Genomic DNA, 26,394 nt, shown 5'->3' on the forward strand with positions numbered 1-26,394 from the left:
AGCCTACTTGGAATCAGTTCGCATAAAGGAGTGTTATTTGAAATGAAGCCGAAAATAGGATTAGCACTGGGTTCCGGTGGAGCCAGAGGGTTTGCACATATCGGTTTACTGAAAGTATTAAACAGTGAGGGTATAAAAATCGATTATATAGCCGGTAGCAGCATGGGAGCATTAATTGGTTGCTTTTATGCAAGTGGCTCTGATCTTGAACTATTACAAAAAGTTTCATTACAATTTAAACGAAAATACTTTATGGACTTGACTGTACCGAGATTAGGTTTTGTGGCGGGTAAAAGAATAGAGGAATATATTCGTTTGTTTACAAAAAATCAAAATCTTGAGGATCTTGAAATTCCTTTGGCTGTTGTAGCAACAGATATAGAAAGAGGAGAGAGAGTTATTTTTACGAAAGGTCCGGTTTATGAGGCCGTAAGAGCCAGTATTTCTGTACCGGGTGTTTTTGTACCAAAACGAATTAATGGAAAGCTACTCGTAGATGGAGGGGTAGTAGATCGGGTTCCTGTTTCGGTTGTGAAAGAAATGGGAGCGGATATTGTAATTGCAAGCGATGTGTCAGCTACAAAGGGAGATACAGAGATCCAATCTATCTATGACGTTATATTTAAAAGCCTAGATATTCTGCAAATGGAGATTGTTAAAATGAAAGGGATTAATGCAGATGTAATGATTCAACCCCCGGTTGAAACTTATAATTCGAGAGCATTTACAAACATTCAGGAAATCATTATGATGGGAGAACAAGAAGCAAAAAAAAGGCTGCCGGAGATTAAAGAGGCCATACAGCATTGGAAGGAGAAAAATATAGATGAAGCGTAAGTTTAATAAAGGCAAAATTGGGGTGGCATTCCTGATCCTGGCGATGCTTGCGTCCTTTTATAGATTGCCTTATTATGTTTCAACCCCCGGCTCTGCTGAAACATTGGAGCAATTTGTGGAGGTTGAAAACGGAACAAAAGCAGAGGGCTCTTTTATGCTGACAACGGTCCGGATGGGAAGGGCAAATATTTATACATATGCATGGGCTAAAATAGCAGATTATCATAAAATTTATAAGCAGGAACAAATCAGAAGTCAGGATGAAACAGATGAAGAATATTCCATCAGACAATTAAAGCTAATGGATGATTCACAAACATCTGCTATTTTAAATGGATACAAAGAAGCAGGATATCAAGCTAAAGTGAAGGTTGAGGGAATATATGTCCTTCATATTGCTAAAGATACACCGGCAGATGGTGTATTAAAACCCGGAGATAGAATTATCAAAGTGGATGGAAAAAATATTAAGTCAAGTGAATTTTTCATAGAGTACGTATCTTCGAAAAAGGCTGGAGATCAAGTAAAGTTAGAAATTAAGCGGGATAAAAAAATTATTGATAAAACTCTTCAATTGGAGCTGCTCGAGGAAACCGAAAAAGTTGGTGTGGGCATTACATTGGTACAGGATCGAAGCATCGAAACAGACAGGAGTATCAAGATAGACGCTGATAGTATTGGAGGGCCATCTGCCGGGTTGATGTTTACACTTGAAATATTTAATCAATTAACGGAAGAAGATTACACAAGAGGCAAGAAAATTGCAGGAACAGGAACCATTTCTGATGATGGAGCAGTCGGTCCAATCGGTGGTGTGGATCAGAAAATTGTAGCTGCTGATTCAGCTGATGCCGAAATATTTTTTGCTCCAAATCAACAGGGTGCAGAAAAATCGGATTATCAATTGGCTGTAAAAACAGCAAAAGAAATTGGTACTGATATGATTATTGTCCCTGTGGATACAATAGATGATGCGCTGAATTACTTGAAAAACATGAAATGAGATAAACGGAATAAAAGAAAAAGCCATTGATTCAGAATGTGAATCAATGGCTATTCTTTTTTAATTCGACAAGACAACAGGCGCCATAAATTCACGTTTCTGAGCCCTCAGAGAAACCTCTGGAGGGAGGACGGCAGCGTGAACCATGGCAGCCCGCTTGTCTATTTCGATTAGTGGGTCTTCGCAGGCGGCAAGGCGGGAAATTAAGAGATTTCCTTTATCCTTTTTTATGCTTTTTAAATATTGTTGCCCGGCAGCGGTAAATCCCAACACGCGTATGTACGGCGGAAAAAGGCTTTGAGGCATTTCATTTTTTGTGAAGTTTAAAAGGGTATAGGTAAGAATCCTTTGTAATCTCGTCCAGGTATAGCGCTTCGTTTTAATGAATGACATAAATTCTATGAAAGTACCGGCGCGTTCTGCCGCCTCAATTAATCGATTTTGTAAGCCCTCCTTCATTTCATATATTTGAGCCAGTGATTCAGGCGGTGTCGTAATCAATTTAACTTTTAAGAATGGCCAATAAAGATCCCAATTGTGCAGGGTCCGATTCTCCATCATATAGTCCTCCAAAAGTGCAAACGTTGCCTCCGGAACAAAGGATGAGATGGCTTCCAGATTGCCGCTTTTCATAACTTCTTTTCTGATGCCGGTTGCACTCGCAATCGTTCCGGGCTTTAGAATAGGATCGTGATATCCAGATCCCGTCCGTTTAATGGTCGCTGGTTCAATTAATAAATTATGTTTTAAAATTGCGGATACATAATGATAGCCAAGGATATTATTAGGCTGGTCCAGTGAAAGCATGGCCGGATAACGAGCTTGTAGTTCTGTGTAGGCCAGAGATGCAGCTTTTGGATAGCTGTATCCTTCCTTGCTGTAATGCTGAATCCGTTGGTCAATTATGTCTAAATTTTCTTGGATAATCGTGTATGTATGTATAAAAGGTTCAATCTCACCTTGCTCGCTGCCGAAACAAACTGACTTACAGCCAACTTCTTCTAGTAGGAGAATAGCCGCTTCGGAAAAATATTCGGCTTTCTGGACGGCATGGACGAATGGAAGCTCGATGATCAGGTCAACGCCAGCCTTTAATGCCATTGCGGTTCTAGACCATTTATCCACCAGGGCAGGCTCTCCTCGCTGTAAAAAATTTCCGCTCATTACACCTATTGTCACGTCTGCATTTGTAATAGCTTTAGATTGTTGCAAATGGAATAAATGTCCATTATGAAAAGGGTTATATTCCACAACAAGTCCCAGGGCATTCACATGATCCACCTCCTGATAAATAGTTGTTTTTTTAATAGTAAATGATGGAGTTATCAAGAAGCAAGCTTCGTAGAAACTCAGGCGGTGAATTTATTCTGTTTTCAAAACGACATATTTCGGGTAGAATAAGTGGACAAGTGCTTAAAATTTGCATAAGGGTATCACATATGGCTGTAAAGAAAAAACATTGACAAATGAATTTACCAAAGCTATAATTACCTTTGTTGCCTTGAGGTGATATAATATGAAATGGACAATTCCACAACTGCAGAAAATTCGCGACAATGGGTTTAATGTAGATGAGACAGCAGATTTATCTGAACTAAAAGATACAGATCCACAAATTCGTGATATTTCACCGATTCGTGTATTTGGAAAGGCTGACTTAAGTTCTAATCGAGTTACTTTTCATCTGAAAATATCAGGTACATTAACATTACCATGTTCAAGAACCTTGGTCGATGTCCCATTCCCAATTGATGTTCAAACAACAGAGACCTATCTTTTCAATCAGTATGAAGGTATGGTTACAGAGGATGGAGAATACCATTTGGCTGAGGGAGATGTAGTTGATCTAACGCCGGTAGTCAAAGAAATCATTATCACAGAAATTCCATTACAGGTATTCTGTGATACGGATCAGCCTGTTAACGGTGCTCCACAAGCGGGAGATGACTGGGAATTAGTTTTAGAGGACCAGCAAGTTAAAAAGGTTGACCCAAGACTGGCAAAGTTGGCCCATTTTTTTGACAACAATGATGATAACAGTAAAAAATGAAAGACTACATAAGTCTTCCATAGAACCATTGTTTTTTTAAGGAGGTGTAAAACATGGCTGTACCTTTCAGAAGAACTTCGAAAACTAGAAAGAGATTGCGTCGTACGCATTTCAAACTTCAAGTCCCTGGTATGGTTGAATGCCCAAACTGCGGTGAAATGAAATTATCACACCGTATCTGTAAAGCATGTGGAACATACAAAGGAAAAGAAGTTGTAAATAAATAATCAACTCGAAAAAACACAGGGAAACCTGTGTTTTTTTTGTAAGGGGAGATATTCATGCTGAATGAAGTGATATACGAGATTAAGGAGAATTATTTACTGATCACACTGAACCGCCCCGAGGTTAGAAATGCAATTAATTTTGAGTTGATGAATTTATTGGAAAAAGCCCTTGAACGAGTAAAATCAGATCAAAACCTTAAAGCCCTAGTGATAACTGGAACTGGTGACGTTTTTTGTTCTGGTGGAGATTTGAAAGAATTCCACCTACTTGATAACAAAAGGGATGCTTATCAAATGTTATCTCGTATGGGAGATATTTTGTATAAAATAGCTATTTTGCCGAAGCCTGTTTTTGCATTTTTGAATGGGCATGCTCTTGGCGGCGGATTGGAATTGGCTGCAGCGTGTGATTTTCGTTATGCAAGAAAGGGAAGTTTAATGGGCTTTATTCAAGTTGAACAAGGAATTACAACCGGCTGGGGAGGCGGAACTCTTTTGCTTGAAAAGGTTACTGAGGCAATTGGATTGGACTGGTTAATGTCAGGGAAGAGATTTTCAGCAAATGAGGCATATGCCCATGGATTTGTGAATGGTATCTTGGAAGAAATAAACGACGATACTGTTTTTTCAATAATTGAGCCTATTATGAAGAATGATATTCAGCCTTTAATTGCTTTTAAAGATGTTGTGGTTCGTAAAAGGGAGGTATCCGGTCTACAAATAAGAATGAATGAAGAAATTAAACGATGTTCTGAATTATGGGAATTACCGATACATATAGAAGCCATGAAACGATTTCAAAATAAGTAACAAAGTAAATTCAATTATCGTGTTAATAGAATCTTGTTTATTCTATCTTTCCTACCAGATGCATATGAATGAATATTATGATTTGATTGCATGATGGGGGGAATAGAGGATGACAGGCTCCAGGCAGGATGGGTGGTCACAGGATGAGGATGTCTATTTGGCGGAGGTAGTGTTACGACATATTCGTGAGGGCAGCACACAGTTGAAAGCGTTTGAAGAGGTTGGTAAGGGGTTGTCGAGAACTTCTGCTGCGTGTGGATTCAGATGGAATTCTTATGTGCGTAAGCAATATTTAGAAGGGATAGAAATAGCCAAAAAAGCACGTAAAAACTTGAAGAAAACGTTTGGGACTCTTGAAATAAAAACAGAACTGCCAAACCAGGAAACGCATAAACTTACTGTCGAAAAAAATGACGATGCCGAGCTAAGCCTGTCTTTAGAAATGGTTATTGCTTATTTGATTAGTTTAAAAAGTAAGTTGGAAGAACAATCATTCCGATCATCAGAGGAATTGCTAAAGGAATATTCAGAGTTAAAAAAGCATACGGATTATTTGGTTCAAGAGAGAGATACAATAGAAAATCAATTTAAACAAATGGAAAAGGATTATCGTGGTTTGCTCGATTTACTGAATCGTGCACGCCAATTATCGGAGGGTAAATAAATATACCTTTGGAAGCATGCCATATAAGGTATGCTTCTTATATTACTTTTGGATAAAAAAAGCTTTCTCTAATAGAAAGCTCAAAATGTATCTAATAATCATTCTGCAGGCTGCCATTTAAGGGGATTTTCTCCCAAGTCTCTTTCCATATCATACTCTACAGGTTGGAAACCCTGTTTTTCCCAAAAGCTGCGCGAGTGGACTCGTGGATTTGTTTTAATGGGCAGGCCAAGATTTTTTGCGAATTGAACCAATAGAGAGCCATAGCCTTTATTCTGATAGTCGGGTAATACTTCTAGTTTCCAAATTTCATAATATTCCTGAGGCGGATCGAAATATTTATCATACTTAGCATCGATTTTATAAAGGCTCATTCGAGCAACTAATTTATCTACAAAGTAGATGCCGTAAAAAGGTGATTCGCTGTTATCTTCGATCAGATTTGCTTGTAAGTCCTCGAGCATGGATAATTCTTGCAAACCATATTCCTTAAACTTCTTAAATTCTTCAAGTGTTCTGTAATTAATAAGTAATCTTTCAACCCTTACACTCATCTCATATCCCCCTTATATGTATGTGAAAAAAGCTATAACTTATATTACCATTATAGCTAAATTTTAAGAAAAATCATATTTTTTAATCATTTCAATTCATTAAGAAGAAAACAGTGGTCCGTTATCTTTTCATCATTCAATCCTTTTGTTACAATTATTGCAAAAGGTCTTGGAGGGCAAAATGAAGGTTGGGATAATTGGCGGTGGGTCGATTGGATTATTAATTGCTGCAAGATTAAGCAATGACCATCAAATTACGCTTTTTTCACATACCCAAAGACAAGCCAAAGAAATCAATGAAAAAGGTATTAGCCTGATTGCTGATGATTACGAGCATCTCTATAATCATATTCATGCATTATGTATTGAAAAATCGGCACAATCTATTCGAAATCAAGATATTATTCTACTTACCGTAAAGCAGACAGCTATTAAGGAACTGATGCCTTTACTTGAAGAGAACGCATCGTGTCTGGTCTTTTTGCAAAATGGGATGGATCATTTTAATTTTTTACCTCGAATGCGGGTTTCCACTATCTACACCGGTATTATTGAACATGGTGCCATTCGTAAAAATGACCATACAGTTCACCATACCGGTAGTGGAATGATAAAAATTGGACTATTCAAAGGAATTGAGGTCAAAGGCATTAAAAATTTGGATATCAATGGCTTTCCTGTACAGGTGATTCCTGATATATGGCCCATTCATCTAGAAAAATTGATTATTAATTCAGTAATCAATCCCCTTACAGGTGTTCTTAGGGTTCGTAATGGAGAATTAATAGAAAATACATATTATGTTAAGATGATGGAATCTGTTTGCCGTGAGGTTTGTGATTCGCTTTTAATTCCACCGTCAGAGCATCGAGACTATTTTGAAAAAATATCCAAAATATGTGATCGTACAGCAAAAAATACATCTTCTATGTTAAGGGATCTTCAGTTAGGCAGAAAAACAGAAATAGACGCAATCCTGGGCTATTGCATTCGGGAAGCAAAGAAACATGACATCCCGTCACCTCAATGTCAATTGCTGTATACGATGGTATGTGGGATGGAAGAAAGCGGGGAGATTTGATTGGATAGCTTACTGGCAGGACTTATTGCTGCTTGTGTTATCATGCCGGTAATTGTGTATATGATCGTGTATATACTATCACGGAAGAAATTTAAAAATAATAAAAAAGCAGTGAGGCTTTCTGCAGATGCTACGACTCTTTTTCTGATTATGGCAGTTCATTACGCTGTCATTGCTCTTTTTGAACATTCATATCTATGGATCATCATGATTACCTTGATTTTATTAGCATCAATTGTCTTGTTTATGCATTATAAAGTAAGGGAAGAGGTTGATTTAAAAAGAGTTTTCACAAGCTTTTGGAGAGCCGCGTTTCTACTTTTCTCTATTGGCTATTTTTTATTGGCTGTCATTGGTATTACCGAGAGAATTTTTGCGGTTTTTATATAGGTGAAGCAATAGGTTTTTAAGGCATCAAAGGGAATGATATACTGTATATGAATTTGTTCAAAAGGAGACAACCTTGATGGAATACATAAAAATGAATCTTCCTGCTTTGAATAGTTTTGCATCAGACTATCTCAAAGGAGAAATAAATAAAGCTTTTACAGAGTATGATTGGAAAAATGAGAGCCATATACAGGATCGAGCGGATTGGCTGGAGGAACAGACTTATCCACGAATAGAAATGGCATCCTATATCCAATCATTCATGAGTAAATATGGAATGTCCGAGCGAGTTAAGGAAAACATCAATGCCTTGCGTGAGGATGCATTCGTTATTATCGGAGGTCAGCAAGCAGGTTTATTGACTGGTCCGCTGTATTCTATCCATAAGATTATTTCGATTATTAAACTGGCAAAGGAACAAAGTGAAAGATTAAATAAAACGGTCGTCCCTATTTTTTGGATTGCGGGTGAGGATCATGATTTTCCTGAGGTTAATCATGTATATGCTGAAGAAGGATCTGAATTAAAAAAAATCGTATATCCGGAAAAACCTTTATCGAAAAAAATGATATCTGATATTGTATTGGATACTGATGTAGCAAAAAAATGGCTAAATGATGTTTTTTCTTTATGGGGAGAAACGGATCGTACAAATAAATTGTTAGATTGGGCAGAAAAAACGATTGAGAAATCTGAAACGCTTACAGATTTTTTCGCCAGCCTTATAAACGATTTATTTAAAGATCAAGGCCTATTGTTGGTAGATTCAGGTGATGCAGATTTTAGAAAATTGGCTGGTCCTGTGTATCAGCAGATTGCCTATGAAACGGAGATTAGCAAAGCTGTAATCAAACAGCAAAATCTTTTGGAAGAAAACGGATATAGTCCTGTTATTGAACTGGATGAACGGTGTACGAATCTGTTTTATTACGAACCTTCCACCAGCAATCGATTGCTGCTCGAACGTGAAGAAGCGACGAGTGACTTAGTTGGAAAGGGAAGCGGCATTAAATTATCTCAACTAGAACTGGATCATTTGCTTTCAAAGCATCCCGAATATTTCAGTACAAATGTTGTTTCCCGTCCGCTTTTGCAGGAAAAACTCTTTCCGGTATTAGGTTTTATAGCCGGACCAGGCGAGATTGCGTATTGGAGTGAAATTAAGCCTGCGTTTGATATGGTTGGAGAAAAAATGCCTCCAATATGGCCACGACTTTCCTTTACTCTATTAGAAAGAAATGTGGAAAGGTTATTGGAAGAACTTAATCTTTCTTTAGAAAAAATATTAAAAAGAGGTTGTTCAGAAGAGAAGGAAGTTTATCTGGATGAGTTACGAAAACAGGCTCCAGATACATATAGCAGTATAATAAAAAATTTAGAAACAGCCCATCTTGACTGGCAACATAAAGCGGTTGATTTCGATAAAGGATTGGAACCTCTATTCGAAAAAAACCGCCAGATAATTAAAGAACAGCTTCTTTTTATGCAGAAAAAAGTGGAGAGCCATCTAGAGAGAAAAAACGAAGAGACGATTGGAAAATACAATCGTGTCGAAAATAGGCTTCATCCGGCAGGCGGCCTTCAAGAAAGAATTCTTAATCCTTTCGACTTTTTCAATCAATACGGGACATCATGGGTGGAACAGCTTTTGGCGGAATCGCTCGAATTCGATGGATCGCATTATGTCGTATTTATATAGAGGATAGGTATAAACGAAGGGAACAATCCGCTCGGTTTGACAATAAATATGAACTAAAAAAAGGAAGTAGTAGAGGAATCAGCACCTTAAAACACAGATATTAGTATTCAAAAAAACTGTCTTTAAAAGGCAGTTTTTTTATTATTGATTGCCTCTCTGGAAAACTTTATTATGTGCATCAAATGTTTTATCCGAATATAAAATTTTTTTATATAAATTGTGGTGAAAAGTGGGGGGATGTGGTACGCTAAATTGGAGAAGTGGGGTGAAGGACATGTTCATGGGTGAATACCATCATTCGATTGATTCGAAAGGACGCATTATCATACCATCTAAATTTAGAGATAGTTTAGGCGATATGTTTGTCATTACTCGCGGCCTTGATCAATGCTTGTTTGGATATCCGCTGGATGAATGGTCTCAACTTGAAGAAAAACTAAAAGGCCTTCCACTTACAAAGAAGGACGCAAGAGCATTTACCCGTTTCTTTTTTTCAGGCGCTACTGAATGCGAACTGGATAAACAGGGACGTGTGAACATCCCGGGACCACTTTTAAACTATGGGAAATTGGAAAAAGAATGCGTAGTTTTAGGAGTATCTAACCGGATAGAAATATGGAGTAAATCAATATGGGAAGAGTATTTCTCGGAATCCGAAGAATCTTTCTCAGAGATTGCTGAAAATATGATTGGTTTTGATATTTAATGCGCATACTTCCTTTCAGGAAGGTGAAGAAATGTTTAATCATACGACTGTACTATTAAAAGAAGCTGTGGATGGACTGAATATTAAACCTGACGGAATCTATGTAGATTGTACCCTTGGGGGCGCAGGACACAGTGAATTGATCGCTAAGTCTTTATCTGATCAAGGAAGACTAATATCGTTTGATCAGGATGAGACTGCATTAAAGCATGCGGAAAAGAAACTTGAGCCATACATGGACAAGGTAACATTATTAAATAGTAATTTTGTTTATTTGGACGAAAAACTTGCTGAAATTGGTGTTACAAAAATAGATGGAGTACTATACGATCTGGGTGTTTCGTCTCCGCAGTTTGATACCCCGGAAAGAGGATTCAGCTATAATCATGATGCACAACTTGACATGAGAATGGATCAATCATCTCCTTTAACAGCCTACGATGTAGTGAACAGCTGGAAATATGAAGAGTTGGTGAAGATTTTCTTCAAATATGGGGAAGAAAAGTTTTCCAAACAAATTGCTCGGAAAATTGAACAGGCCAGAGAGATTGGGCCTATTTGTACAACGTTTGATTTGGTAGATATTATCAAAGATGCGATCCCTGCTCCGGCAAGGCGAAAAGGCGGACATCCCGCAAAACGAATTTTCCAGGCTATACGTATAGCAGTGAATGATGAACTTAGAGTTTTTGAAGTGTCTTTAGAAAAAGTGATGCCAATGCTTAATAAAGGTGGCAGAATTTCTGTTATCACTTTCCATTCTTTGGAAGATCGCATATGCAAGAGCTTTTTTAAAGAGCACTCAGAATTACCGCCATTACCACACGGATTACCGGTAATACCAAAAGAATTTGAACCTGAATTAAAGCTGATTACGAGAAAGCCGATATTACCGAGCGAGGAAGAATTAGAAGCTAATAAAAGAGCACGCTCAGCTAAGTTAAGAGTAGCGGAAAAGATAAAATAAAAAAGTAAGATACCATTTGTGGGAGGGGATAGACTTGAGTAGTTTAGCAAGAAAACTTCAGGAAGAACAGCAACGTCATGCAGGAGCACAGACAAAGAAGGTAACGGTAAAAGGCGGCATAACGATTGGTGAGAAGGTTCTTTATTTAACGTTCTCTTTGTTTATCGCTTTCTTTGCGGTGAAAATAATCTCTGCACAGGCGAATATTTACTCAACCAATAGCGAAATTATCGCCCTCGAAAGCAAAATAGAGAACCAGGAAAAGACGAATAAAGACTATGCTGACCAAGTGAGCGAGTTAAGTACATATGACCGAATCTGGCAAAAAGCCAAAGAATTGGGATTAACACTAAAAGATAAAAATGTTAAGGTAGTGCAGGATTAATGAGTAATAAAAAAAGCCGTAATAAGGGAGCAGCACTTTTATTTCTAATATTTGGGCTGCTTTTTTGTGTAGTATTTTTCCGCTTTTTGTACATTCAGTATACAGGGGTTGCCGGGGGCCAGGAGCTCGCTGCAAAAGCGCAGGATAAATATGAAGTTACCCGCACATTATCAGCACAAAGAGGAACAATCGTTGATAAAAACGGGGAGGTCCTTGCTAGGGATACATCCACCTATAAACTGATAGCTCTGCTTAATTCTTCTATAACCGAAAATCCAGAAAAGCCAAAGCACGTGGTAGATAAAGAAGAAACAGCAAGGGTATTAGCTGAGCATATTGACATGGATGAAAGTGAAATATTAAAACGCCTGAAAAAAAAGGGGCTGTATCAAACTGAATTTGGTGCTGCCGGACGCGATTTAACCCACCAGCAGAAAAATGATATTGAAGAATTAAATTTACCTGGTATAACTTTTGTGAAAGATACCAAAAGGTTTTACCCTAATGGTATCTTTTCATCACATGTTATAGGCTTTGTTGAAAATGATGAAGAAACGGGGAAAACAACCGGGGCATTGGGGCTTGAAAAAGAATTGGATCAGTATTTACAGGAAAAAGATGGTTCAATTAAGTTCGAGGGCGATCTCTGGAGGAATATCCTTCCTAATAAAGAGACGGTAGTGAACGAGCCTTCGAATGGAGCATCTATTCAGTTAACACTGGATAAAAAGATCCAAATCTTCTTAGAGGATGCCATGTCAGAGGTCAATAAGAAATACAATCCAACTAAAATGATTGGGATTGTAGCGGATCCAAAGACTGGAAAGATACTGGCCATGTCACAACGGCCTACATTTGATTTGAACACTCGTGATGGTCTAACTGATACTTGGCAAAATCTGTCTATTGAAGAGTCGTTAGAGCCAGGATCTACGATGAAGATTTTTACGCTGGCGTCTGCAGTGGAAGAAGGCGTATTTAATCCTAATGAGAAATTTAAATCCGGCATCTATAAGATGGAAGGTTCAAAACCAATCAGAGATCATAATGGTGGAGCTGGTTGGGGTGAGATTACCTATCTTGAAGGAGTACAACGATCGTCCAATGTTGCTTTCGCTAAATTGGCTGATGAAAAGATTGGTTCGGACAAACTTTTAACATACTTTGAGAAATTTGGGTTTGGTAAAAAGACCGGTATTGATTTGCCAAGTGAAACAACCGGAAAGTTCGTTTATAAATATAAATCCGAAAAAATCACGACTGCGTTTGGGCAGGGATCAACTGTAACACCGATCCAAATGATTCAGGCAGCGACTGCCATCGCTAATGATGGTAAAATGATGAAGCCATATGTGGTAGAGAAGATTATGGATTCCAATACAAATAAAGTTTTAAAAGAAACAAAACCTACCGTTGCTGGAACTCCTGTTTCGAAAAAAACGGCGGCTGAGGTTCGTGATATATTGGAAACGGTCGTAACCTCCAAAAACGGAACGGGAAAGCCGTATAAATTAGATGGTTATGATGTTATCGGTAAAACGGGTACAGCACAAATTCGAAGTCAAAGCGGAGCCGGCTATGCTACCGGTCATGAAAATTATTTGTTTTCTTTCTTGGGTATGGCACCTAAAGATAATCCAGAGGTTGTCGTTTATGTTGCTATCCAACAGCCTCAGATCAAAGAAAGTGAATCAGGCTCTGCGCCGGTATCCCAAGTGTTTAACTCAGTGATGGAGAATACATTAAAGTACTTAAATATTAAGTCAGACGATACGAAGAAAAAATCTATCAGTGAAGTGCCTAAATTAACCGATACAAATGTAGAGGTATCTAAGTCACAGATTGATGAACTTGGTTTGACACCTATCGTAATAGGTAATGGTACCAGAGTATCTAAACAATCACCGAGTGCTGGAAGCAAAATGATACAAGGGGAGAAGGTTCTTCTTCTTACAGATGGGGATCTAACAGTCCCTGATTTTTCGGGATGGTCAATCAGAGATGTTATGAAGGCAGCTTCCTTGATGGATGTTGATTTGAATACTTCAGGATCTGGCTATGCAGTTACGCAAAAACCAAAAGCAGGCAAAAAATTAGAGAATGATGCTTTTCTGGTAGTCCAATTTGAAAATCCCAAAACGATATATGAAAAATCAAAAGAGAAATCTTCCGAAACAAAAGAAGAGGATGAAGTTTCTGACTAGAATGATTATTAACAGGCCTGACAGCTGCACTAAAGCTGTCAGGCCTGTTTTCTTTCCTTATTGCATAGACATAAAGTGAAGTGTACAAGCATACAGTGAAAAAGGAGTCATGCATTGGAGGAGAGAGGATGAGAGCATCAAATATTACTGTCCGAAGACGATTAATTGCAACACTGGTGATAGGGTTGCTGATATTTTTAGTCATTATTATCAGACTTGGATATGTTCAGTTTTATTTAGGTGATTTTCTGACTGGTTTAGCTAAAGATTCTTGGAGCAGAAATGTACCATTTGAACCTAAACGTGGAGAAATAAAGGACAGAAATGGAGTGGTGTATGCAACAAATAAATCTGCCCCTACTGTCTATGTAGTCCCTCGCCAAATAGGAAACGCAGCGGAGACTGCTAAACAGATTGCCACTGTATTAAATATGAGAACGGACAAAGCATTTAAACTAATAACCTCTAATACATCTATTGTCAAAATACCTGAAGGCAGAAAAATCAGCCATAGGAAAGCAAAACAAATCAGAGATTTAAACTTAAAAGGGGTGTATATTGCGGAGGATTCGATTCGTTATTATCCTAAAGGCTCTGCTCTGGCGCATGTTCTCGGATTTGCGGGTATTGATAATCAGGGATTAATGGGTCTTGAGTTAGCCTACGATGACGAACTGAAAGGACAAAAAGGATATGTAAAGTTTTATGCGGATGCCAAGGGCAAACGGATGGAGAATATGGCTGATGACTATAAGGCTCCGGAAAATGGCTATGATTTAAAATTAACGGTTGATAACCGAATACAAACCATTATCGATAGAGAACTTGAAATTGCTCAGGAAACCTATAATCCGGATGGGATCATTGCGATAGCTGTTAATCCAAATACAGGTGAAATAATGGGGATGTCAAGCAGACCTACATTTGATCCGAGTAACTTTAGAAATGTAGCTCCTGAGATTTATAATCGGAATCTGCCTGTTTGGAGTACCTATGAACCTGGATCTACGTTTAAGATTATTACGTTGGCGGCAGCACTCGAAGAAGGGAAAGTGGATCTGAAAAATGATCACTTTTTTGACCCGGGATATACAAAAGTGGGAGGTGCCAATTTAAGATGCTGGAAACGCGGGGGGCATGGGTCTGAAACGTTTCTCGAAGTTGTTCAAAATTCCTGTAACCCTGGATTTGTTGAGCTTGGTCAAAGACTGGGCAAAGAAAAATTATTTAATTATATTCACGATTTTGGATTCGGAGAGAAAACAGGTATTGACTTGCAGGGAGAGGGAAAGGGAATCTTATTTAATATAAAACGAGTTGGGCCCATTGAACAGGCAACAACTGCTTTTGGTCAGGGTGTATCGGTTACGCCAATTCAACAAGTGATGGCAGTGTCGGCTGCCATCAATGGAGGGACGCTTTATACCCCTTACATTGCCAAAGAAATTGTTAATCCCGCTACCGGGGAAACCATCATTAAAAAAACGCCAAAGGCAAAAAGAAACGTTATATCAAAAGAAACATCAAAGGAAATACGTGAGGCTCTGGAAACGGTCGTGGCACAGGGCTCAGGTAAAGGTGCCTTTGTCGATGGTTATCGAGTCGGAGGGAAGACCGGTACAGCACAAAAAGCTCAAAACGGGAGATATTTAGAAAATAATTTTATTGTCTCGTTTATTGGTTTTGCTCCTGCAGATGATCCGCAATTGGTTGTCTATCTGGCAATCGATAATCCGAAAGATACAGTCCAATTTGGGGGAGTTGTAGCGGCACCAATTGTAGGAAGAATCATGAAGGACAGTTTACCGGCCCTTGGTGTTAAACCGCGTAAAAATCAAGTAGAGAAAGAGAAAAACTACTTAGATCCGAGAATGGAAGAAGTTCCTGATTTGATTGGAATGACATTAAAGGATTTAGGTGAGCAATATTCTACGTTTAAAGTAGAAAAGTCGGGAAGCGGGAACCGAATTGTTCAGCAATCACCGGCAGCGGGTGTTAAGTTAAAAGAAGGTTCTACGATACGAATTTATCTGAAAGAAGACTCTGCAGATGAATAATAGCGTCTGCAGAGAAAAATGGTGGCTGATATTCTTTCATTCAGCTGCCTCTTCGTTCTTTAAAAACGATGAAAGCGGTTATTCGTTTCACCTGACGGAAGATTATATACTTTATTATTTCTAAACGTCTTGAATTACGATACAATAATGAAGATTGCTTTAAAAAAGAAAGGAACAGTTTTATGAAACTCGATGAATTAATCTCAAGAATACCGTTTAAACAGAAACAGGGAGAGGGGAACCCTCTTATTTCATCCGTTGAGAATGACCACCGCAGAGTAAAAGAAGGCAGTTTGTTTATCTGTATTAAGGGATATACTGTCGATGGTCATAATCTTGCAGAAGAGGCGGTTAGAAATGGAGCGGTTGCTATTATTTCGGAGAAGCCGCTATCTCTAAATGTCCCCGTAGTAATTGTTAAAAGTACCCAAAAAGTAATGGCTTTATTAGCCGATTTCTTTTATGGACATCCAACTCAAAAGCTTAATCTGATTGGAGTTACCGGTACTAATGGAAAAACAACAATTAGTCATCTGGTTGAAAAAATATTTCAAGATGCAAACTATACAACAGGTTTAATCGGAACCATGTATACCAAAATTGGATCTGAGAAATACGAAACCAAAAATACAACACCTGATAGTCTGACATTACAAAAAACATTTGCAGATATGGTAAAAAATCATGTACATACTGCAGTTATGGAAGTGTCATCACATGCACTCGATATGGGGCGTGTATTTGGTTGTGATTACGATATTGCTGTTTTTTCAAACTTAACCCAGGATCATCTTGATTACCATGGAACGATGGAAAACTATCGCTATGCGAAGAGTTTATTATTTTCCCGTTTAGGAAATACCTATCTCGATAATCAACCGAAATATGCCATATTAAATGCAGATGATTCGGCATCCATTATGTTTGAAAAAGTAACTCCTGCCAGTGTAGTCACATATGGCATTATCCAAAAAGCAGATGTAAGGGCTACTGATATTGTCATCACAGCGGAAGGAACAAAATTTACTTTGACAACGCCAGATTACAGCTGTCCGGTAACAATCCCGATGATTGGCAAATTCAATGTATATAACTGTCTGGCTGCTATTGCTGTTGGGCTTGTTTCAGGGCTTCCAATTCAACAAATCCTATCATCATTACAGGAAATCAAGGGAGTTACAGGCCGATTTGAGCCGGTTTATGGCGGACAGGAATTTACTGTGTTAGTCGACTATGCCCATACACCGGATAGTTTGGAAAATGTTCTGAAGACTATAAATGAGTTTGCTGCTAAAAAAGTGTATACCATTGTTGGATGCGGCGGTGACCGAGATCGTACCAAACGTCCTATTATGGCAAGGGTTGCATGTGAATATAGTTCAAACCCAATCTTTACTTCCGATAATCCAAGAAGTGAGGATGCTTTATCTATTCTTGCTGATATGGAAAATGGAGTGGCCGGTTATGATTATAAGGTAATTGCAGACCGTAAGGAAGCGATCTTTGATGCTGTTTCCAAAGCAGAACCTGGCGATGTTGTCTTGATTGCCGGCAAAGGACATGAAAATTATCAAATCATAGGTAAGGAAGTCCTACATTTTGATGATAAAGAAGTAGCACTTGAAGCCATTGAACAAAAATTACAATTGAACCAAAAAGAAGAAAGGGAGTAGAATCATGCTGGAGCAAGTTTTATTTTTTACAATACTCGTGTCATTCTTAATAACGGTTCTTCTCTCTCCTATTTTTATTCCGTTTTTGAGACGCTTGAAATTTGGCCAAAGTATTAGAGAAGAAGGACCAAAATCACATCAGAAAAAAACAGGTACCCCTACTATGGGTGGCGTTGTATTCTTATTATCCATTCTTGTTACAACCCTTGTGATGACAGGGAAATATGCAGAACCAAGCACTGAAACTTATTTGCTGTTATTCGTAACCATTGGGTTTGGATTGCTCGGCTTTCTGGATGATTTTATTAAAATTGCCATGAAGAGAAATCTTGGATTAACATCCAGGCAAAAATTACTGGGACAAATTGTTATATCCTGTATCTTTTATTTCATTATGAGACAAAGCAATTTATCTACTGAGATTAGCATCCCTTTGACTGATTTCAGCATCGATTTTGGCTGGTTTTACATTTTTATTATTATATTCTGGTTAGTCGGTTTTTCGAATGCTGTCAACTTAACGGATGGCTTGGATGGTTTGGTTTCAGGGGCATCTGCTATTGCATTTGGGGCATTTGCTGTTTTAGCCTGGAATTTAAAAGAATACGATATTGCCTTATTTTGTGTAGCTGTTGTCGGGGCAGTATTGGGATTCCTTGTTTTTAATGCACACCCTGCTAAGGTATTTATGGGGGATACAGGCTCACTTGCCTTAGGCGGAGCGATAGCTACAGTAGCCATCTTACTGAAATTAGAATTACTTCTCGTGATTATTGGCGGTATCTTTGTAATTGAGACTTTATCCGTTATTATTCAGGTAGCTTCTTTTAAAACAACAGGCAAACGTATATTTAAGATGAGTCCACTGCATCACCATTATGAATTGAGCGGTTGGTCAGAATGGCGTGTAGTTGTAACATTTTGGACGGTTGGATTACTTTTCGCTATATTAGGAATCTACTTAGAGGTGTGGTTATAATATGAAGCAAATCAACGATTATCTAAGAAAAAAAGTACTTGTCCTAGGGTTGGCGAAGAGCGGTGTGAGTGCGGCCTCTCTTTTGCATAAATTAGGTGCATTTGTGACGGTAAATGATTTTAAGCCATTGAATGAAAACCCTGAGGCGCAAGGATTACTTGAAGAAGGCATTAAAGTGGTTTGCGGAAGCCATCCAATTGAATTATTGGATGAAGGGTTCGAATTAATTGTAAAGAACCCTGGAATTCCTTATACAAACCCGATGATACAGGAAGCTTTAAAGAAAAATATTGAAATTATTACAGAAGTTGAGCTTGCCTATCGTATTTCTGAAGCGCCATTTATCGGTATTACCGGAACGAATGGTAAAACGACGACGACCACGTTGATCTATGAAATGCTAGAGCGCGGTGGAAAAAACCCTCTTATCGCTGGAAACATAGGAACTGTGGCAAGCGGGGTTGCCCAGGAAGCAAGAGAAGATAATGTAATTGTGATTGAATTATCCTCCTTCCAATTGATGGGGATCCAAACGTTCAGGCCGCATATTGCTGTCTATTTAAACCTTTTTGATGCCCATTTGGATTATCATGGCACAAAAGACGAATATGCTTTTGCAAAAGCGCAGATAACGAGAAATCAAAAGGACACAGATTTTTTGATTTATAATGCAAGCCAGGAAGCCACAAAAAAAGCGGCTGAACATTCAAATGCCGCCTCTATTCCATTCAATACTGAAATCGCTGATGAAACAGGTTGCTACACGAAAGACGGATTTATTTGGTTCAGGGATGAAAAAATAATAGCTCTTGATGAGGTTGTATTACCTGGGAAACATAATCTTGAAAATGTTTTGGCTGCTGTTGCAGCAGTCAAACTATATGGTGTATCCAATGAAGCGATTCAATATGTCTTAAAAACGTTCAGAGGCGTTGCGCATCGTATGCAATATGTTGCTGAAATAGATGGACGGAAATTTTATAATGATTCAAAAGCAACAAATATTTTAGCTGCATCAGCTGCTATATCTTCGTTTAAAAGTCCTTTAATCCTGTTAGCGGGGGGCTTGGACCGTGGGAATGATTTTGATGAATTAATTCCTCTTCTAGGTCATGCTAAGGCGATGATTGTGTTTGGAGAAACTGCTGAAAAATTAATAAAAACGGCACAGAATGCAGGGATATCTCTAATAAAACATGTCGATAATGTAGCTATAGCCGCCAATGAAGCGTATAAGCTGTCAGAAAGTGGCGATACTATTTTACTTTCGCCGGCATGTGCTAGTTGGGATCAATATAAAAATTTTGAAGCCCGTGGGGACATGTTTATGGATGCCGTGCATAAGTTAAAATAGGGAGCTTGTTCAAGAGTCAGTATTTCTCATGAAAGGTACTGCTTGAAAGCAATAGAGACGATTTTGAAGTCGTCTCTTTTTGTTAGGATTCTTTCAACAAAGAAATACTTCCCTAATTTAAAACGAAGAGGTGCATGGAAGTGCCTGCAAAAAAATCCACTCCTGACTTAATTTTAATCATAGCAATGCTTTCTTTACTTACAATTGGATTGATTATGGTATACAGTGCCAGCGCGATATGGGCTACATATAAATTTGGAGACACCTTCTTCTTTGCGAAAAGACAATTATTATTTGCGGGTGTAGGGATTGTAGCTATGTTTGTCATTATGAATATCGATTATTGGAACTGGAGAAGGTGGGCAAAACCTTTGGTTATAATTTGTTTTGTTTTATTGATTGTCGTTCTGATTCCGGGGGTAGGAACGCTTAGGAACGGTTCGCGGAGCTGGATTGGCGTCGGCGCTTTTTCCATACAGCCGTCTGAATTTATGAAACTGGCGATGATTGTCTTTCTAGCAAAATTTTTATCCGAAAGGCAAAAGTACATAACAACACTTAAAAAGGGTTTAGGACCTTCTTTGGGCCTGGTTTTCTTAGCTTTTGGATTAATTATGATGCAGCCTGATCTTGGGACAGGAACAGTAATGGTAGGAACTAGTATAGCAATGATTTTTATCGCTGGTGCTCGGATAAGCCATTTCATTGGCCTTGGTATGCTCGGAGTTGCAGGCTTTGTTGGACTAATTGTATCAGCACCTTACCGTATGAAGAGAATCACATCTTTTCTTGACCCATGGCAGGATCCTCTGGGAAGTGGATTTCAAATTATTCAGTCTCTTTATGCCATTGGACCCGGTGGGTTGTTTGGCCTGGGGCTTGGCCAAAGCAGGCAGAAGTTCTTTTATTTACCGGAGCCGCAAACAGATTTTATTTTTGCTATTCTCTCAGAAGAGCTGGGTTTTATAGGGGGTTCTTTAGTCATACTGCTTTTTGCTCTTCTGTTGTGGAGAGGTATCAGGATTGCGCTTGGTGCACCTGATTTATTCGGAGCTTTTCTGTCAGTTGGAATTATTGTTATGATCGCCGTACAAGTGATGATCAATATTGGGGTTGTAACAGGTCTTATGCCAGTTACAGGCATTACTTTACCTTTTTTAAGCTATGGGGGATCTTCCTTAACTTTGATGTTAATGGCGGTAGGTGTATTGCTCAATATTAGCAGGTATTCTAATTATTAAAGTGACATGAAGCTAATTCATTAAGCTTCTTTTTTTTACAGGTCATTATTATTTAAGTATAATTGTATTTTTAGCAATATATATAACGAAGAACCTATGTAATCCTGGTTTAGAGTGTAGTAGAATATGGGTAAACCATATAGTTAGTGACAATGTAAGTGAAAGGTGAATCGATCATGAAAATTGTTTTAAGTGGTGGTGGTACAGGTGGACATATCTATCCTGCACTTGCCATGGCAAGAGAAATTAAAAAATTAAATCCAGAGGCATCCTTTTTATATATAGGTACAGAAAAAGGATTAGAAAAAGATCTTGTCAGTCGTGAAGGACTTGACTTTAAAGCGATTGAGATTACAGGTTTTAAACGATCTTTAAGCTTCGAAAATGTAAAAACAATTTGGCGTTTCTTAAAAGGTGTTTCGAACAGCAAGAAAATTTTAAAAGAGTTTAAACCAAACGTCGTAATAGGGACGGGGGGATATGTGTGTGGACCGGTCGTTTATGCGGCATCTAAAATGAAGATACCAACGATTATTCACGAGCAAAACAGCGTCCCAGGTTTAACAAATAAATTTTTGAGTCGATATGTTACTAAGGTAGCCATCAGCTTTGAAGAGGCATCGCAGTATTTTCCAAAAGAAAAAGTTATTCTAACGGGAAATCCGCGTGGTTCAGAAGTTGTTTCACATATTGGATCAAATGCAATCCAGCAACTTGGGATTAAAAAAGGCATGCAGTCTGTCCTGATATTCGGAGGAAGCCGGGGAGCAAGAGCCATCAATGAAGCTGTCTTAAAAAATATTGAAGTATTAAAAGATAAACCATATCAAATTATTTATATAACTGGTGAAATCCATTACCAATCTGTAAAAGAGGAACTTGATTTAGTAGGTACACCGGATAATGTCATTGTTAAACCGTTTATACACAATATGCCGGAGATTCTCCCTTCTATTGATTTAGTTGTATCGAGAGCGGGAGCGACAACATTAGCGGAATTAACTGCATTAGGTGTAGCCAGCATCCTTATACCAAGTCCATATGTAACAAATAATCATCAGGAAAAGAATGCGCAGGCCTTAGTAGCAAATGGAGCGGCGTTGATGATAAAAGAAAGTGAATTAAATGGTAGCTCTTTAATAAAAGCAATGGATGAAATCATGCTAGATCAAACCAAAATCGAATCTATGAAAAAGGCAGCGAAGAAAATGGGAATACCTGATTCTGCCAACCGTTTGTTGCAAATCATTAAGAAACTGCAATAAGTATAAAGAAACAGAGCGAAATGGATAGGAATGAGTAAGAAAGAATAGAAGATGCTCAGGAAAACCATGCCGTCATAGGTCGTAAAAGATTGGCATGGCTTTCGTTTGACAACCTAGATTGTAATCTTATTTATTTCTTTATAACCACTATCTGTTCAACTATTTTTACTCTGTTTTATTGGATAGATCAGAAGCGTCAAACATCATTCTCTCTTGAAAAAACAGAAAAAAGCAGGAGAATATATGTTATAATTTTCTCATAATTGATACCTGTATCGATTATCATTTTTAGAGTGAATAGGTTAATATCAATACTTGAACATAGAATCTTCAACCATTCGATATAAATTCCGGTAAATCCATTATAGTATGGGAGTAAATTAAGGTTTATGTATTTAATCCACCTGAAGGTATGCAGATTCTTAGTTGTGTTAAAAAGAGGTGTTTGGATTGGATAAGAATTTGGTATCTCTTGAAGATCGGATTCCGAAATTGAAACAAATGAGGAAAAAGAAAGCAAACAGGCGTTTAATTGGGCTTTTAGCTATTTTCTTTTTACTTATATTCAGCATTATCTATTTGCAATCTCCCTTAAGCCGAATTCAATCAATCCGTGTGGAGGGCAATAGATATTTGACAGATAAAGAAATCATTAAACAGAGCAGTTTGAAAATTGATGATAATATTTGGGAGATTAAAGGTGACGAAATTGAAAGAATAATAAAGAGACATCCCGAGATAAAGAGTGTCACCTTGCAAAAAAAGTTTCCTAACCACATAAAAATAAAAATTAATGAGTACAAATACACGGCGTATGTACAAAAAGGAAAAGAATATTATCCGGTTTTATCAAACGGGAACATTTTGAACAAAAAGCTGAATCATATTCCTGATTCCGGTCCGTTACTAGTAGCATTCAAAGAAGGAAAACCTTTGGCAGTTATCATTGAGCAACTTGAGGAAATGCCAGAGGACGTGATGAATTCAATATCAGAGATACATCATAATCCCTCTAAGACAGATAAAACGAAAGTGACTCTTTATATGAATGATGGGTATGAAGTGACTGCAAGCGGAGAAACCTTGGCTGATAAGCTGGTGCATTATGCTGCTATTGTGAGTCAATTGGAGGAAGGAAGCAAAGGGATTATAGATCTTGAAGTTGGTTCTTATTTCCGTTCTTATAAGACGGACTTAAAAAACAAGGAATAATGTTGAGTCAGAAAAATGAAATACCCACTGTAAGTGTGAAAGCCTATCTGTTTTAAATAACCTTTCAAATATTAGTAAGTTCCTAAAATAAAACTATATTAAGCGAATACTATATTATTTTAGAAACTTATTTTTTTGATAATAAAACAGATTTGAAAGAGTAGAAGTGAGAAAATTCATTTTTTATATGCTTCAAGCAATAAATTTGACTTTTCTAGGCGTCCATATTGGTGTAGACTTGTAATTATCAAGGTAATATGGAATAACAAAATGTTTTTCTGGAATATTGCTGAATGCTTAAAAAACAGACATTCATTTAATAACCCTGATGTTTTTAGATAAAATGACAGGATAAATAGGTGTTTTGGCGAATAGTTGTTTTGTAGGGTTTAAAAGTGTCAATCATAAGATAGATAGCTATTAAAGGAGGTGCCAAAGGGTGCACAACAATGAAATATATGTTAGCCTTGACATCGGTACATCCACTGTGAAAGTGATAATAGGAGAAATGGAGAATGACTCCTTAAACATAATCGGTGTGGGTAATGCAGCATCTGAAGGCTTGAGAAAAGGACAGATTGTTGATATAGATGAAACTGTTAAATCCATTCGAAAAGCTGTTGAACAAGCTGAAAGAATGGTAGGTATGGAGATTCGTAAAGTGATTGTGGGGATAAGCGCCAATCATATCATGCTTCAGCCTTGTCATGGTGTAGTCGCTGTATCAAATGACAATCGTGAGATTACGGAAGAAGATAAAATCCGCGTGAGGGAACAGGCTGAATTAGTCACAATCCCTTCTGACCGAGAAATTATTGATGTTATTCCGGTTCATTACAAGGTTGATGAAATAGATGAAATCAGTGATCCAAAGGGTATGACTGGAGTCCGTCTGGAAATGAGAGGCGTCTTGATTACAGGACTTAGAACCATCTTACATAATACTCTTCGTGCTGTTGAACACGCAGGACTTGAAATAACAGATATTGCTTTGCAGCCAATGGCAGCTGGTTCACTTGTATTATCTAAAGATGAGCGGAATCTAGGGATTGCGCTTGTAGATATAGGCGGCGGCTCCACATCTGTTGCTGTATTTGAAGATGGAGAGCTGAAAGGCGCAACAGTTATCCCGCTTGGTGGAAATGTCATTACGAAAGATCTCAGTATTGTCCTGAAAACACCGACTGATGTATCTGAGCAAATTAAAATCAGGCATGGTCATGCATTTATAGATGATGATGCGGAAGAAGAAACTTTTAAAATTCCGGTCATTGGCAGTGAAAAACAACAAACCTGCAATCAATTTATTGTTTCTGATATTATGGAAGATAGATTAACAGAGATTTTTGAACTAGTAGAAGAAGAAATAGCTAAAATGGGTATAAATGATTTACTTGGAGGCTATGTTCTCACTGGTGGAGTAGTGAAAACCCCTGGTATACTAGATTTAGCACAAAACATCCTGCAAAATCGTGTTCGTGGAGCAGAACCAAATTACATAGGTGTCAGAGAACCGCAGTATACAACATCTGTTGGTCTTATCACATATGCATGTAATAAAGCCAGATCTCAAGGAATGACACTAGGATCGCATACTGTTGCTGCTGCTAAAGAACCAACAGAAAAGCGTCCGGCTCAGAAATCGGCTCCAAAAGAAAAAGCACCAAAAGACCCGGAAGATAAAATGAGTACAAAAATGAAAAAATTCTTCGGAGTATTTTTCGAATAGGGGAAACACTTTACCGAAAATAATAGGAGGACTTTCCATGCTAGAATTTGATACAAATATTGATTCGTTAGCAACGATAAAAGTAATCGGAGTTGGGGGCGGGGGAAATAACGCCGTAAACCGAATGATTGAACATGGATTACAAGGGGTAGAATTTATCGCGGTTAATACTGATGCCCAAGCTTTAAACCTGTCAAAAGCTGAAATAAAAATGCAAATAGGCGGTAAACTGACGCGCGGACTTGGAGCTGGTGCCAATCCTGAAGTTGGTAAAAAAGCTGCGGAAGAAAGTAAAGAGCAAATAGAGCAAGCTCTTCAAGGCGCAGATATGGTGTTTGTTACGGCAGGTATGGGCGGTGGTACCGGAACAGGTGCTGCACCTGTAGTTGCTCAAATTGCACGTGAATTGGGCGCACTGACTGTTGGTGTTGTCACAAGACCATTTACATTTGAAGGCCGTAAGCGTTCCACACAGGCACAGGGTGGAATTGCATCCATGAAAGAATCAGTTGATACTTTAATCGTCATTCCAAATGATCGATTATTGGAAATTGTAGACAAGAGTACACCGATGCTTGAAGCGTTCCGTGAAGCTGACAATGTACTGCGACAAGGTGTACAAGGTATATCTGATTTAATCGCTGTACCGGGATTAATTAACCTTGACTTTGCCGATGTTAAAACAATTATGTCCAATAAAGGATCTGCCTTAATGGGAATTGGTGTTGCTTCCGGTGAAAGCCGTGCTGCAGAAGCGGCTAAAAAAGCAATTTCAAGTCCACTGCTTGAAACATCAATCGATGGTGCTCAAGGGGTATTAATGAACATTACCGGAGGAACGAATTTAAGTCTATTTGAAGTCCAGGAAGCAGCTGACATTGTTGCTTCAGCTTCTGACCAAGAAGTTAACATGATCTTTGGTTCTGTTATTAACGAGAATTTGAAAGACGAAATCGTAGTAACTGTGATTGCGACTGGCTTCAATGAAGTGGAACAACAGCGTCCAGCAACACCCCGACCGAACTTTGGCCAAACGACGCGTACTGCTCCGCAAAGTAATCCGGTTAAGCGTGAAATACCAAAACGCGAAGAATCCTATACTGCAGAACCAAGCAGAAATAATCAAACGAGCAGCAATTCCGATGACACTCTTGATATTCCAACTTTCTTAAGAAATCGGAATCGCCGCAGATAATAATATTCATAGAGGAAGATGATGAGTTGCAGTACATGGCTCATTATCTTCCTCTTTTATTTGGATAATAGCTGCCTTAGCTATCTTTCTACCCCCCTCTTGCAAATAAGAT

24 protein-coding genes are annotated in these 26,394 nt (G+C 38.2%); 22 read left to right on the forward strand and 2 right to left on the reverse strand.

Annotated elements, in window-relative coordinates; genetic code table 11:
• The first annotated feature begins 42 nt into the window (after nucleotides 1-42).
• Both AC4G3L_RS09900 and AC4G3L_RS09905 read left to right on the forward strand, forming a co-directional pair.
• Nucleotides 43-837, forward strand: coding sequence for a patatin-like phospholipase family protein (locus tag AC4G3L_RS09900; RefSeq protein ID WP_491076790.1), 795 nt, complete (start codon nucleotides 43-45; stop codon nucleotides 835-837).
• Nucleotides 827-1,840 carry a SepM family pheromone-processing serine protease gene (locus AC4G3L_RS09905; RefSeq protein ID WP_491076791.1) on the forward strand — a complete coding sequence of 338 codons (1,014 nt, stop codon included), beginning with the start codon at nucleotides 827-829 and terminating at the stop codon, nucleotides 1,838-1,840. The genes AC4G3L_RS09900 and AC4G3L_RS09905 overlap by 11 nt, the downstream gene beginning before the upstream one ends.
• A gap of 60 nt (nucleotides 1,841-1,900) precedes the next feature.
• Here the strand turns inward: AC4G3L_RS09905 and AC4G3L_RS09910 are convergent, their stop codons facing one another.
• Entirely contained in the window at nucleotides 1,901-3,112 is a 1,212-nt protein-coding gene (locus AC4G3L_RS09910) for a nucleotidyltransferase (RefSeq protein WP_491076792.1), read from the reverse strand.
• Nucleotides 3,113-3,356: 244 nt separating this feature from the next.
• On the opposite strand from AC4G3L_RS09910, the gene AC4G3L_RS09915 reads away from it, so the two are divergent.
• The 4 genes from AC4G3L_RS09915 to AC4G3L_RS09930 all read left to right on the forward strand — a co-directional run bounded on the left by AC4G3L_RS09915 (nucleotide 3,357) and on the right by AC4G3L_RS09930 (nucleotide 5,591).
• Nucleotides 3,357-3,890 (forward strand): YceD family protein, encoded by a 534-nt coding sequence (locus AC4G3L_RS09915; RefSeq protein ID WP_491076793.1) that lies wholly within the window; start codon nucleotides 3,357-3,359, stop codon nucleotides 3,888-3,890.
• A gap of 53 nt (nucleotides 3,891-3,943) precedes the next feature.
• A complete protein-coding gene (rpmF, locus tag AC4G3L_RS09920) occupies nucleotides 3,944-4,117 on the forward strand; it encodes a 50S ribosomal protein L32 (protein ID WP_066100735.1) in 174 nt (57 codons plus the stop codon).
• Nucleotides 4,118-4,171: 54 nt separating this feature from the next.
• The gene (locus tag AC4G3L_RS09925) at nucleotides 4,172-4,927 is read left to right on the forward strand and encodes an enoyl-CoA hydratase/isomerase family protein (protein ID WP_491076794.1); all 756 of its coding nucleotides are present in this window, start codon (nucleotides 4,172-4,174) and stop codon (nucleotides 4,925-4,927) included.
• 109 nt (nucleotides 4,928-5,036) lie between these two features.
• The gene (locus AC4G3L_RS09930; RefSeq protein ID WP_491076795.1) at nucleotides 5,037-5,591 is read left to right on the forward strand and encodes an RsfA family transcriptional regulator; all 555 of its coding nucleotides are present in this window, start codon (nucleotides 5,037-5,039) and stop codon (nucleotides 5,589-5,591) included.
• Between the two features lie 98 nt (nucleotides 5,592-5,689).
• Here AC4G3L_RS09930 and AC4G3L_RS09935 read toward each other — a convergent pair whose 3' ends face one another.
• On the reverse strand, nucleotides 5,690-6,145 hold the full coding sequence (locus tag AC4G3L_RS09935) for an N-acetyltransferase (protein WP_491076796.1): 456 nt from the start codon (nucleotides 6,143-6,145) through the stop codon (nucleotides 5,690-5,692).
• Nucleotides 6,146-6,326: 181 nt separating this feature from the next.
• Between AC4G3L_RS09935 and AC4G3L_RS09940 the strand changes: the two genes are divergently transcribed.
• The 16 genes from AC4G3L_RS09940 to ftsZ all read left to right on the forward strand — a co-directional run bounded on the left by AC4G3L_RS09940 (nucleotide 6,327) and on the right by ftsZ (nucleotide 26,282).
• Entirely contained in the window at nucleotides 6,327-7,226 is a 900-nt protein-coding gene (locus AC4G3L_RS09940) for a 2-dehydropantoate 2-reductase (protein ID WP_491076797.1), read from the forward strand.
• Nucleotides 7,227-7,616: a DUF3397 domain-containing protein gene (locus AC4G3L_RS09945; RefSeq protein ID WP_491076798.1), complete on the forward strand. Its 390-nt coding sequence runs from the start codon at nucleotides 7,227-7,229 to the stop codon at nucleotides 7,614-7,616.
• A gap of 76 nt (nucleotides 7,617-7,692) precedes the next feature.
• On the forward strand, nucleotides 7,693-9,315 hold the full coding sequence (gene bshC, locus AC4G3L_RS09950; RefSeq protein ID WP_491076799.1) for a bacillithiol biosynthesis cysteine-adding enzyme BshC: 1,623 nt from the start codon (nucleotides 7,693-7,695) through the stop codon (nucleotides 9,313-9,315).
• A 274-nt stretch (nucleotides 9,316-9,589) separates the two neighbouring features.
• Nucleotides 9,590-10,021: a division/cell wall cluster transcriptional repressor MraZ gene (gene mraZ / locus AC4G3L_RS09955; protein WP_491076800.1), complete on the forward strand. Its 432-nt coding sequence runs from the start codon at nucleotides 9,590-9,592 to the stop codon at nucleotides 10,019-10,021.
• 31 nt (nucleotides 10,022-10,052) lie between these two features.
• Nucleotides 10,053-10,988: a 16S rRNA (cytosine(1402)-N(4))-methyltransferase RsmH gene (gene rsmH, locus AC4G3L_RS09960; protein WP_491076801.1), complete on the forward strand. Its 936-nt coding sequence runs from the start codon at nucleotides 10,053-10,055 to the stop codon at nucleotides 10,986-10,988.
• A 34-nt stretch (nucleotides 10,989-11,022) separates the two neighbouring features.
• Complete coding sequence (ftsL, locus tag AC4G3L_RS09965) at nucleotides 11,023-11,373, forward strand: cell division protein FtsL (RefSeq protein WP_491076802.1); 351 nt, start codon at nucleotides 11,023-11,025, stop codon at nucleotides 11,371-11,373.
• Nucleotides 11,373-13,577 carry a penicillin-binding protein gene (locus tag AC4G3L_RS09970; RefSeq protein WP_491076803.1) on the forward strand — a complete coding sequence of 735 codons (2,205 nt, stop codon included), beginning with the start codon at nucleotides 11,373-11,375 and terminating at the stop codon, nucleotides 13,575-13,577. Before ftsL ends, AC4G3L_RS09970 begins: the two co-directional genes overlap by 1 nt.
• A gap of 128 nt (nucleotides 13,578-13,705) precedes the next feature.
• On the forward strand, nucleotides 13,706-15,634 hold the full coding sequence (locus tag AC4G3L_RS09975) for a stage V sporulation protein D (protein WP_491076804.1): 1,929 nt from the start codon (nucleotides 13,706-13,708) through the stop codon (nucleotides 15,632-15,634).
• Between the two features lie 182 nt (nucleotides 15,635-15,816).
• The gene (locus AC4G3L_RS09980; RefSeq protein WP_491076805.1) at nucleotides 15,817-17,307 is read left to right on the forward strand and encodes a UDP-N-acetylmuramoyl-L-alanyl-D-glutamate--2,6-diaminopimelate ligase; all 1,491 of its coding nucleotides are present in this window, start codon (nucleotides 15,817-15,819) and stop codon (nucleotides 17,305-17,307) included.
• Nucleotides 17,308-17,311: 4 nt separating this feature from the next.
• Entirely contained in the window at nucleotides 17,312-18,286 is a 975-nt protein-coding gene (gene mraY / locus AC4G3L_RS09985) for a phospho-N-acetylmuramoyl-pentapeptide-transferase (protein ID WP_491076806.1), read from the forward strand.
• A 1-nt stretch (nucleotide 18,287) separates the two neighbouring features.
• The gene (gene murD / locus AC4G3L_RS09990) at nucleotides 18,288-19,640 is read left to right on the forward strand and encodes a UDP-N-acetylmuramoyl-L-alanine--D-glutamate ligase (RefSeq protein WP_491076807.1); all 1,353 of its coding nucleotides are present in this window, start codon (nucleotides 18,288-18,290) and stop codon (nucleotides 19,638-19,640) included.
• 134 nt (nucleotides 19,641-19,774) lie between these two features.
• Nucleotides 19,775-20,881, forward strand: coding sequence for a stage V sporulation protein E (gene spoVE / locus AC4G3L_RS09995; protein WP_491076808.1), 1,107 nt, complete (start codon nucleotides 19,775-19,777; stop codon nucleotides 20,879-20,881).
• Nucleotides 20,882-21,057: 176 nt separating this feature from the next.
• A complete protein-coding gene (gene murG / locus AC4G3L_RS10000; RefSeq protein WP_491076809.1) occupies nucleotides 21,058-22,146 on the forward strand; it encodes an undecaprenyldiphospho-muramoylpentapeptide beta-N-acetylglucosaminyltransferase in 1,089 nt (362 codons plus the stop codon).
• A 450-nt stretch (nucleotides 22,147-22,596) separates the two neighbouring features.
• Nucleotides 22,597-23,358, forward strand: a complete 762-nt coding sequence (locus AC4G3L_RS10005) for a cell division protein FtsQ/DivIB (RefSeq protein WP_491076810.1) — start codon at nucleotides 22,597-22,599, stop codon at nucleotides 23,356-23,358.
• 439 nt (nucleotides 23,359-23,797) lie between these two features.
• Nucleotides 23,798-25,087, forward strand: coding sequence for a cell division protein FtsA (ftsA, locus tag AC4G3L_RS10010; protein WP_491076811.1), 1,290 nt, complete (start codon nucleotides 23,798-23,800; stop codon nucleotides 25,085-25,087).
• Between the two features lie 37 nt (nucleotides 25,088-25,124).
• Entirely contained in the window at nucleotides 25,125-26,282 is a 1,158-nt protein-coding gene (gene ftsZ / locus AC4G3L_RS10015) for a cell division protein FtsZ (RefSeq protein ID WP_491076812.1), read from the forward strand.
• The last annotated feature ends 112 nt before the right edge of the window (nucleotides 26,283-26,394 follow it).

Source organism: Bacillus sp. z33, assembly GCF_058313615.1.

Excerpts from the sequence above, each read along its gene's own strand:
- murG (WP_491076809.1), top strand. The coding sequence starts at position 21,058 with ATGAAAATTGTTTTAAGTGGTGGTGGTACAGGTGGACATATCTATCCT.
- AC4G3L_RS09905 (WP_491076791.1), top strand. The coding sequence starts at position 827 with ATGAAGCGTAAGTTTAATAAAGGCAAAATTGGGGTGGCATTCCTGATC.
- AC4G3L_RS09940 (WP_491076797.1), top strand. The coding sequence starts at position 6,327 with ATGAAGGTTGGGATAATTGGCGGTGGGTCGATTGGATTATTAATTGCT.
- AC4G3L_RS09935 (WP_491076796.1), bottom strand. The coding sequence starts at position 6,145 with ATGAGTGTAAGGGTTGAAAGATTACTTATTAATTACAGAACACTTGAA.
- mraY (WP_491076806.1), top strand. The coding sequence starts at position 17,312 with ATGCTGGAGCAAGTTTTATTTTTTACAATACTCGTGTCATTCTTAATA.
- murD (WP_491076807.1), top strand. The coding sequence starts at position 18,288 with ATGAAGCAAATCAACGATTATCTAAGAAAAAAAGTACTTGTCCTAGGG.
- AC4G3L_RS09980 (WP_491076805.1), top strand. The coding sequence starts at position 15,817 with ATGAAACTCGATGAATTAATCTCAAGAATACCGTTTAAACAGAAACAG.
- rsmH (WP_491076801.1), top strand. The coding sequence starts at position 10,053 with ATGTTTAATCATACGACTGTACTATTAAAAGAAGCTGTGGATGGACTG.
- spoVE (WP_491076808.1), top strand. The coding sequence starts at position 19,775 with ATGGAAGTGCCTGCAAAAAAATCCACTCCTGACTTAATTTTAATCATA.
- AC4G3L_RS09975 (WP_491076804.1), top strand. The coding sequence starts at position 13,706 with ATGAGAGCATCAAATATTACTGTCCGAAGACGATTAATTGCAACACTG.
- mraZ (WP_491076800.1), top strand. The coding sequence starts at position 9,590 with ATGTTCATGGGTGAATACCATCATTCGATTGATTCGAAAGGACGCATT.
- ftsZ (WP_491076812.1), top strand. The coding sequence starts at position 25,125 with ATGCTAGAATTTGATACAAATATTGATTCGTTAGCAACGATAAAAGTA.
- AC4G3L_RS09915 (WP_491076793.1), top strand. The coding sequence starts at position 3,357 with ATGAAATGGACAATTCCACAACTGCAGAAAATTCGCGACAATGGGTTT.
- AC4G3L_RS09900 (WP_491076790.1), top strand. The coding sequence starts at position 43 with ATGAAGCCGAAAATAGGATTAGCACTGGGTTCCGGTGGAGCCAGAGGG.
- rpmF (WP_066100735.1), top strand. The coding sequence starts at position 3,944 with ATGGCTGTACCTTTCAGAAGAACTTCGAAAACTAGAAAGAGATTGCGT.
- AC4G3L_RS09970 (WP_491076803.1), top strand. The coding sequence starts at position 11,373 with ATGAGTAATAAAAAAAGCCGTAATAAGGGAGCAGCACTTTTATTTCTA.
- AC4G3L_RS09925 (WP_491076794.1), top strand. The coding sequence starts at position 4,172 with ATGCTGAATGAAGTGATATACGAGATTAAGGAGAATTATTTACTGATC.
- bshC (WP_491076799.1), top strand. The coding sequence starts at position 7,693 with ATGGAATACATAAAAATGAATCTTCCTGCTTTGAATAGTTTTGCATCA.
- AC4G3L_RS09930 (WP_491076795.1), top strand. The coding sequence starts at position 5,037 with ATGACAGGCTCCAGGCAGGATGGGTGGTCACAGGATGAGGATGTCTAT.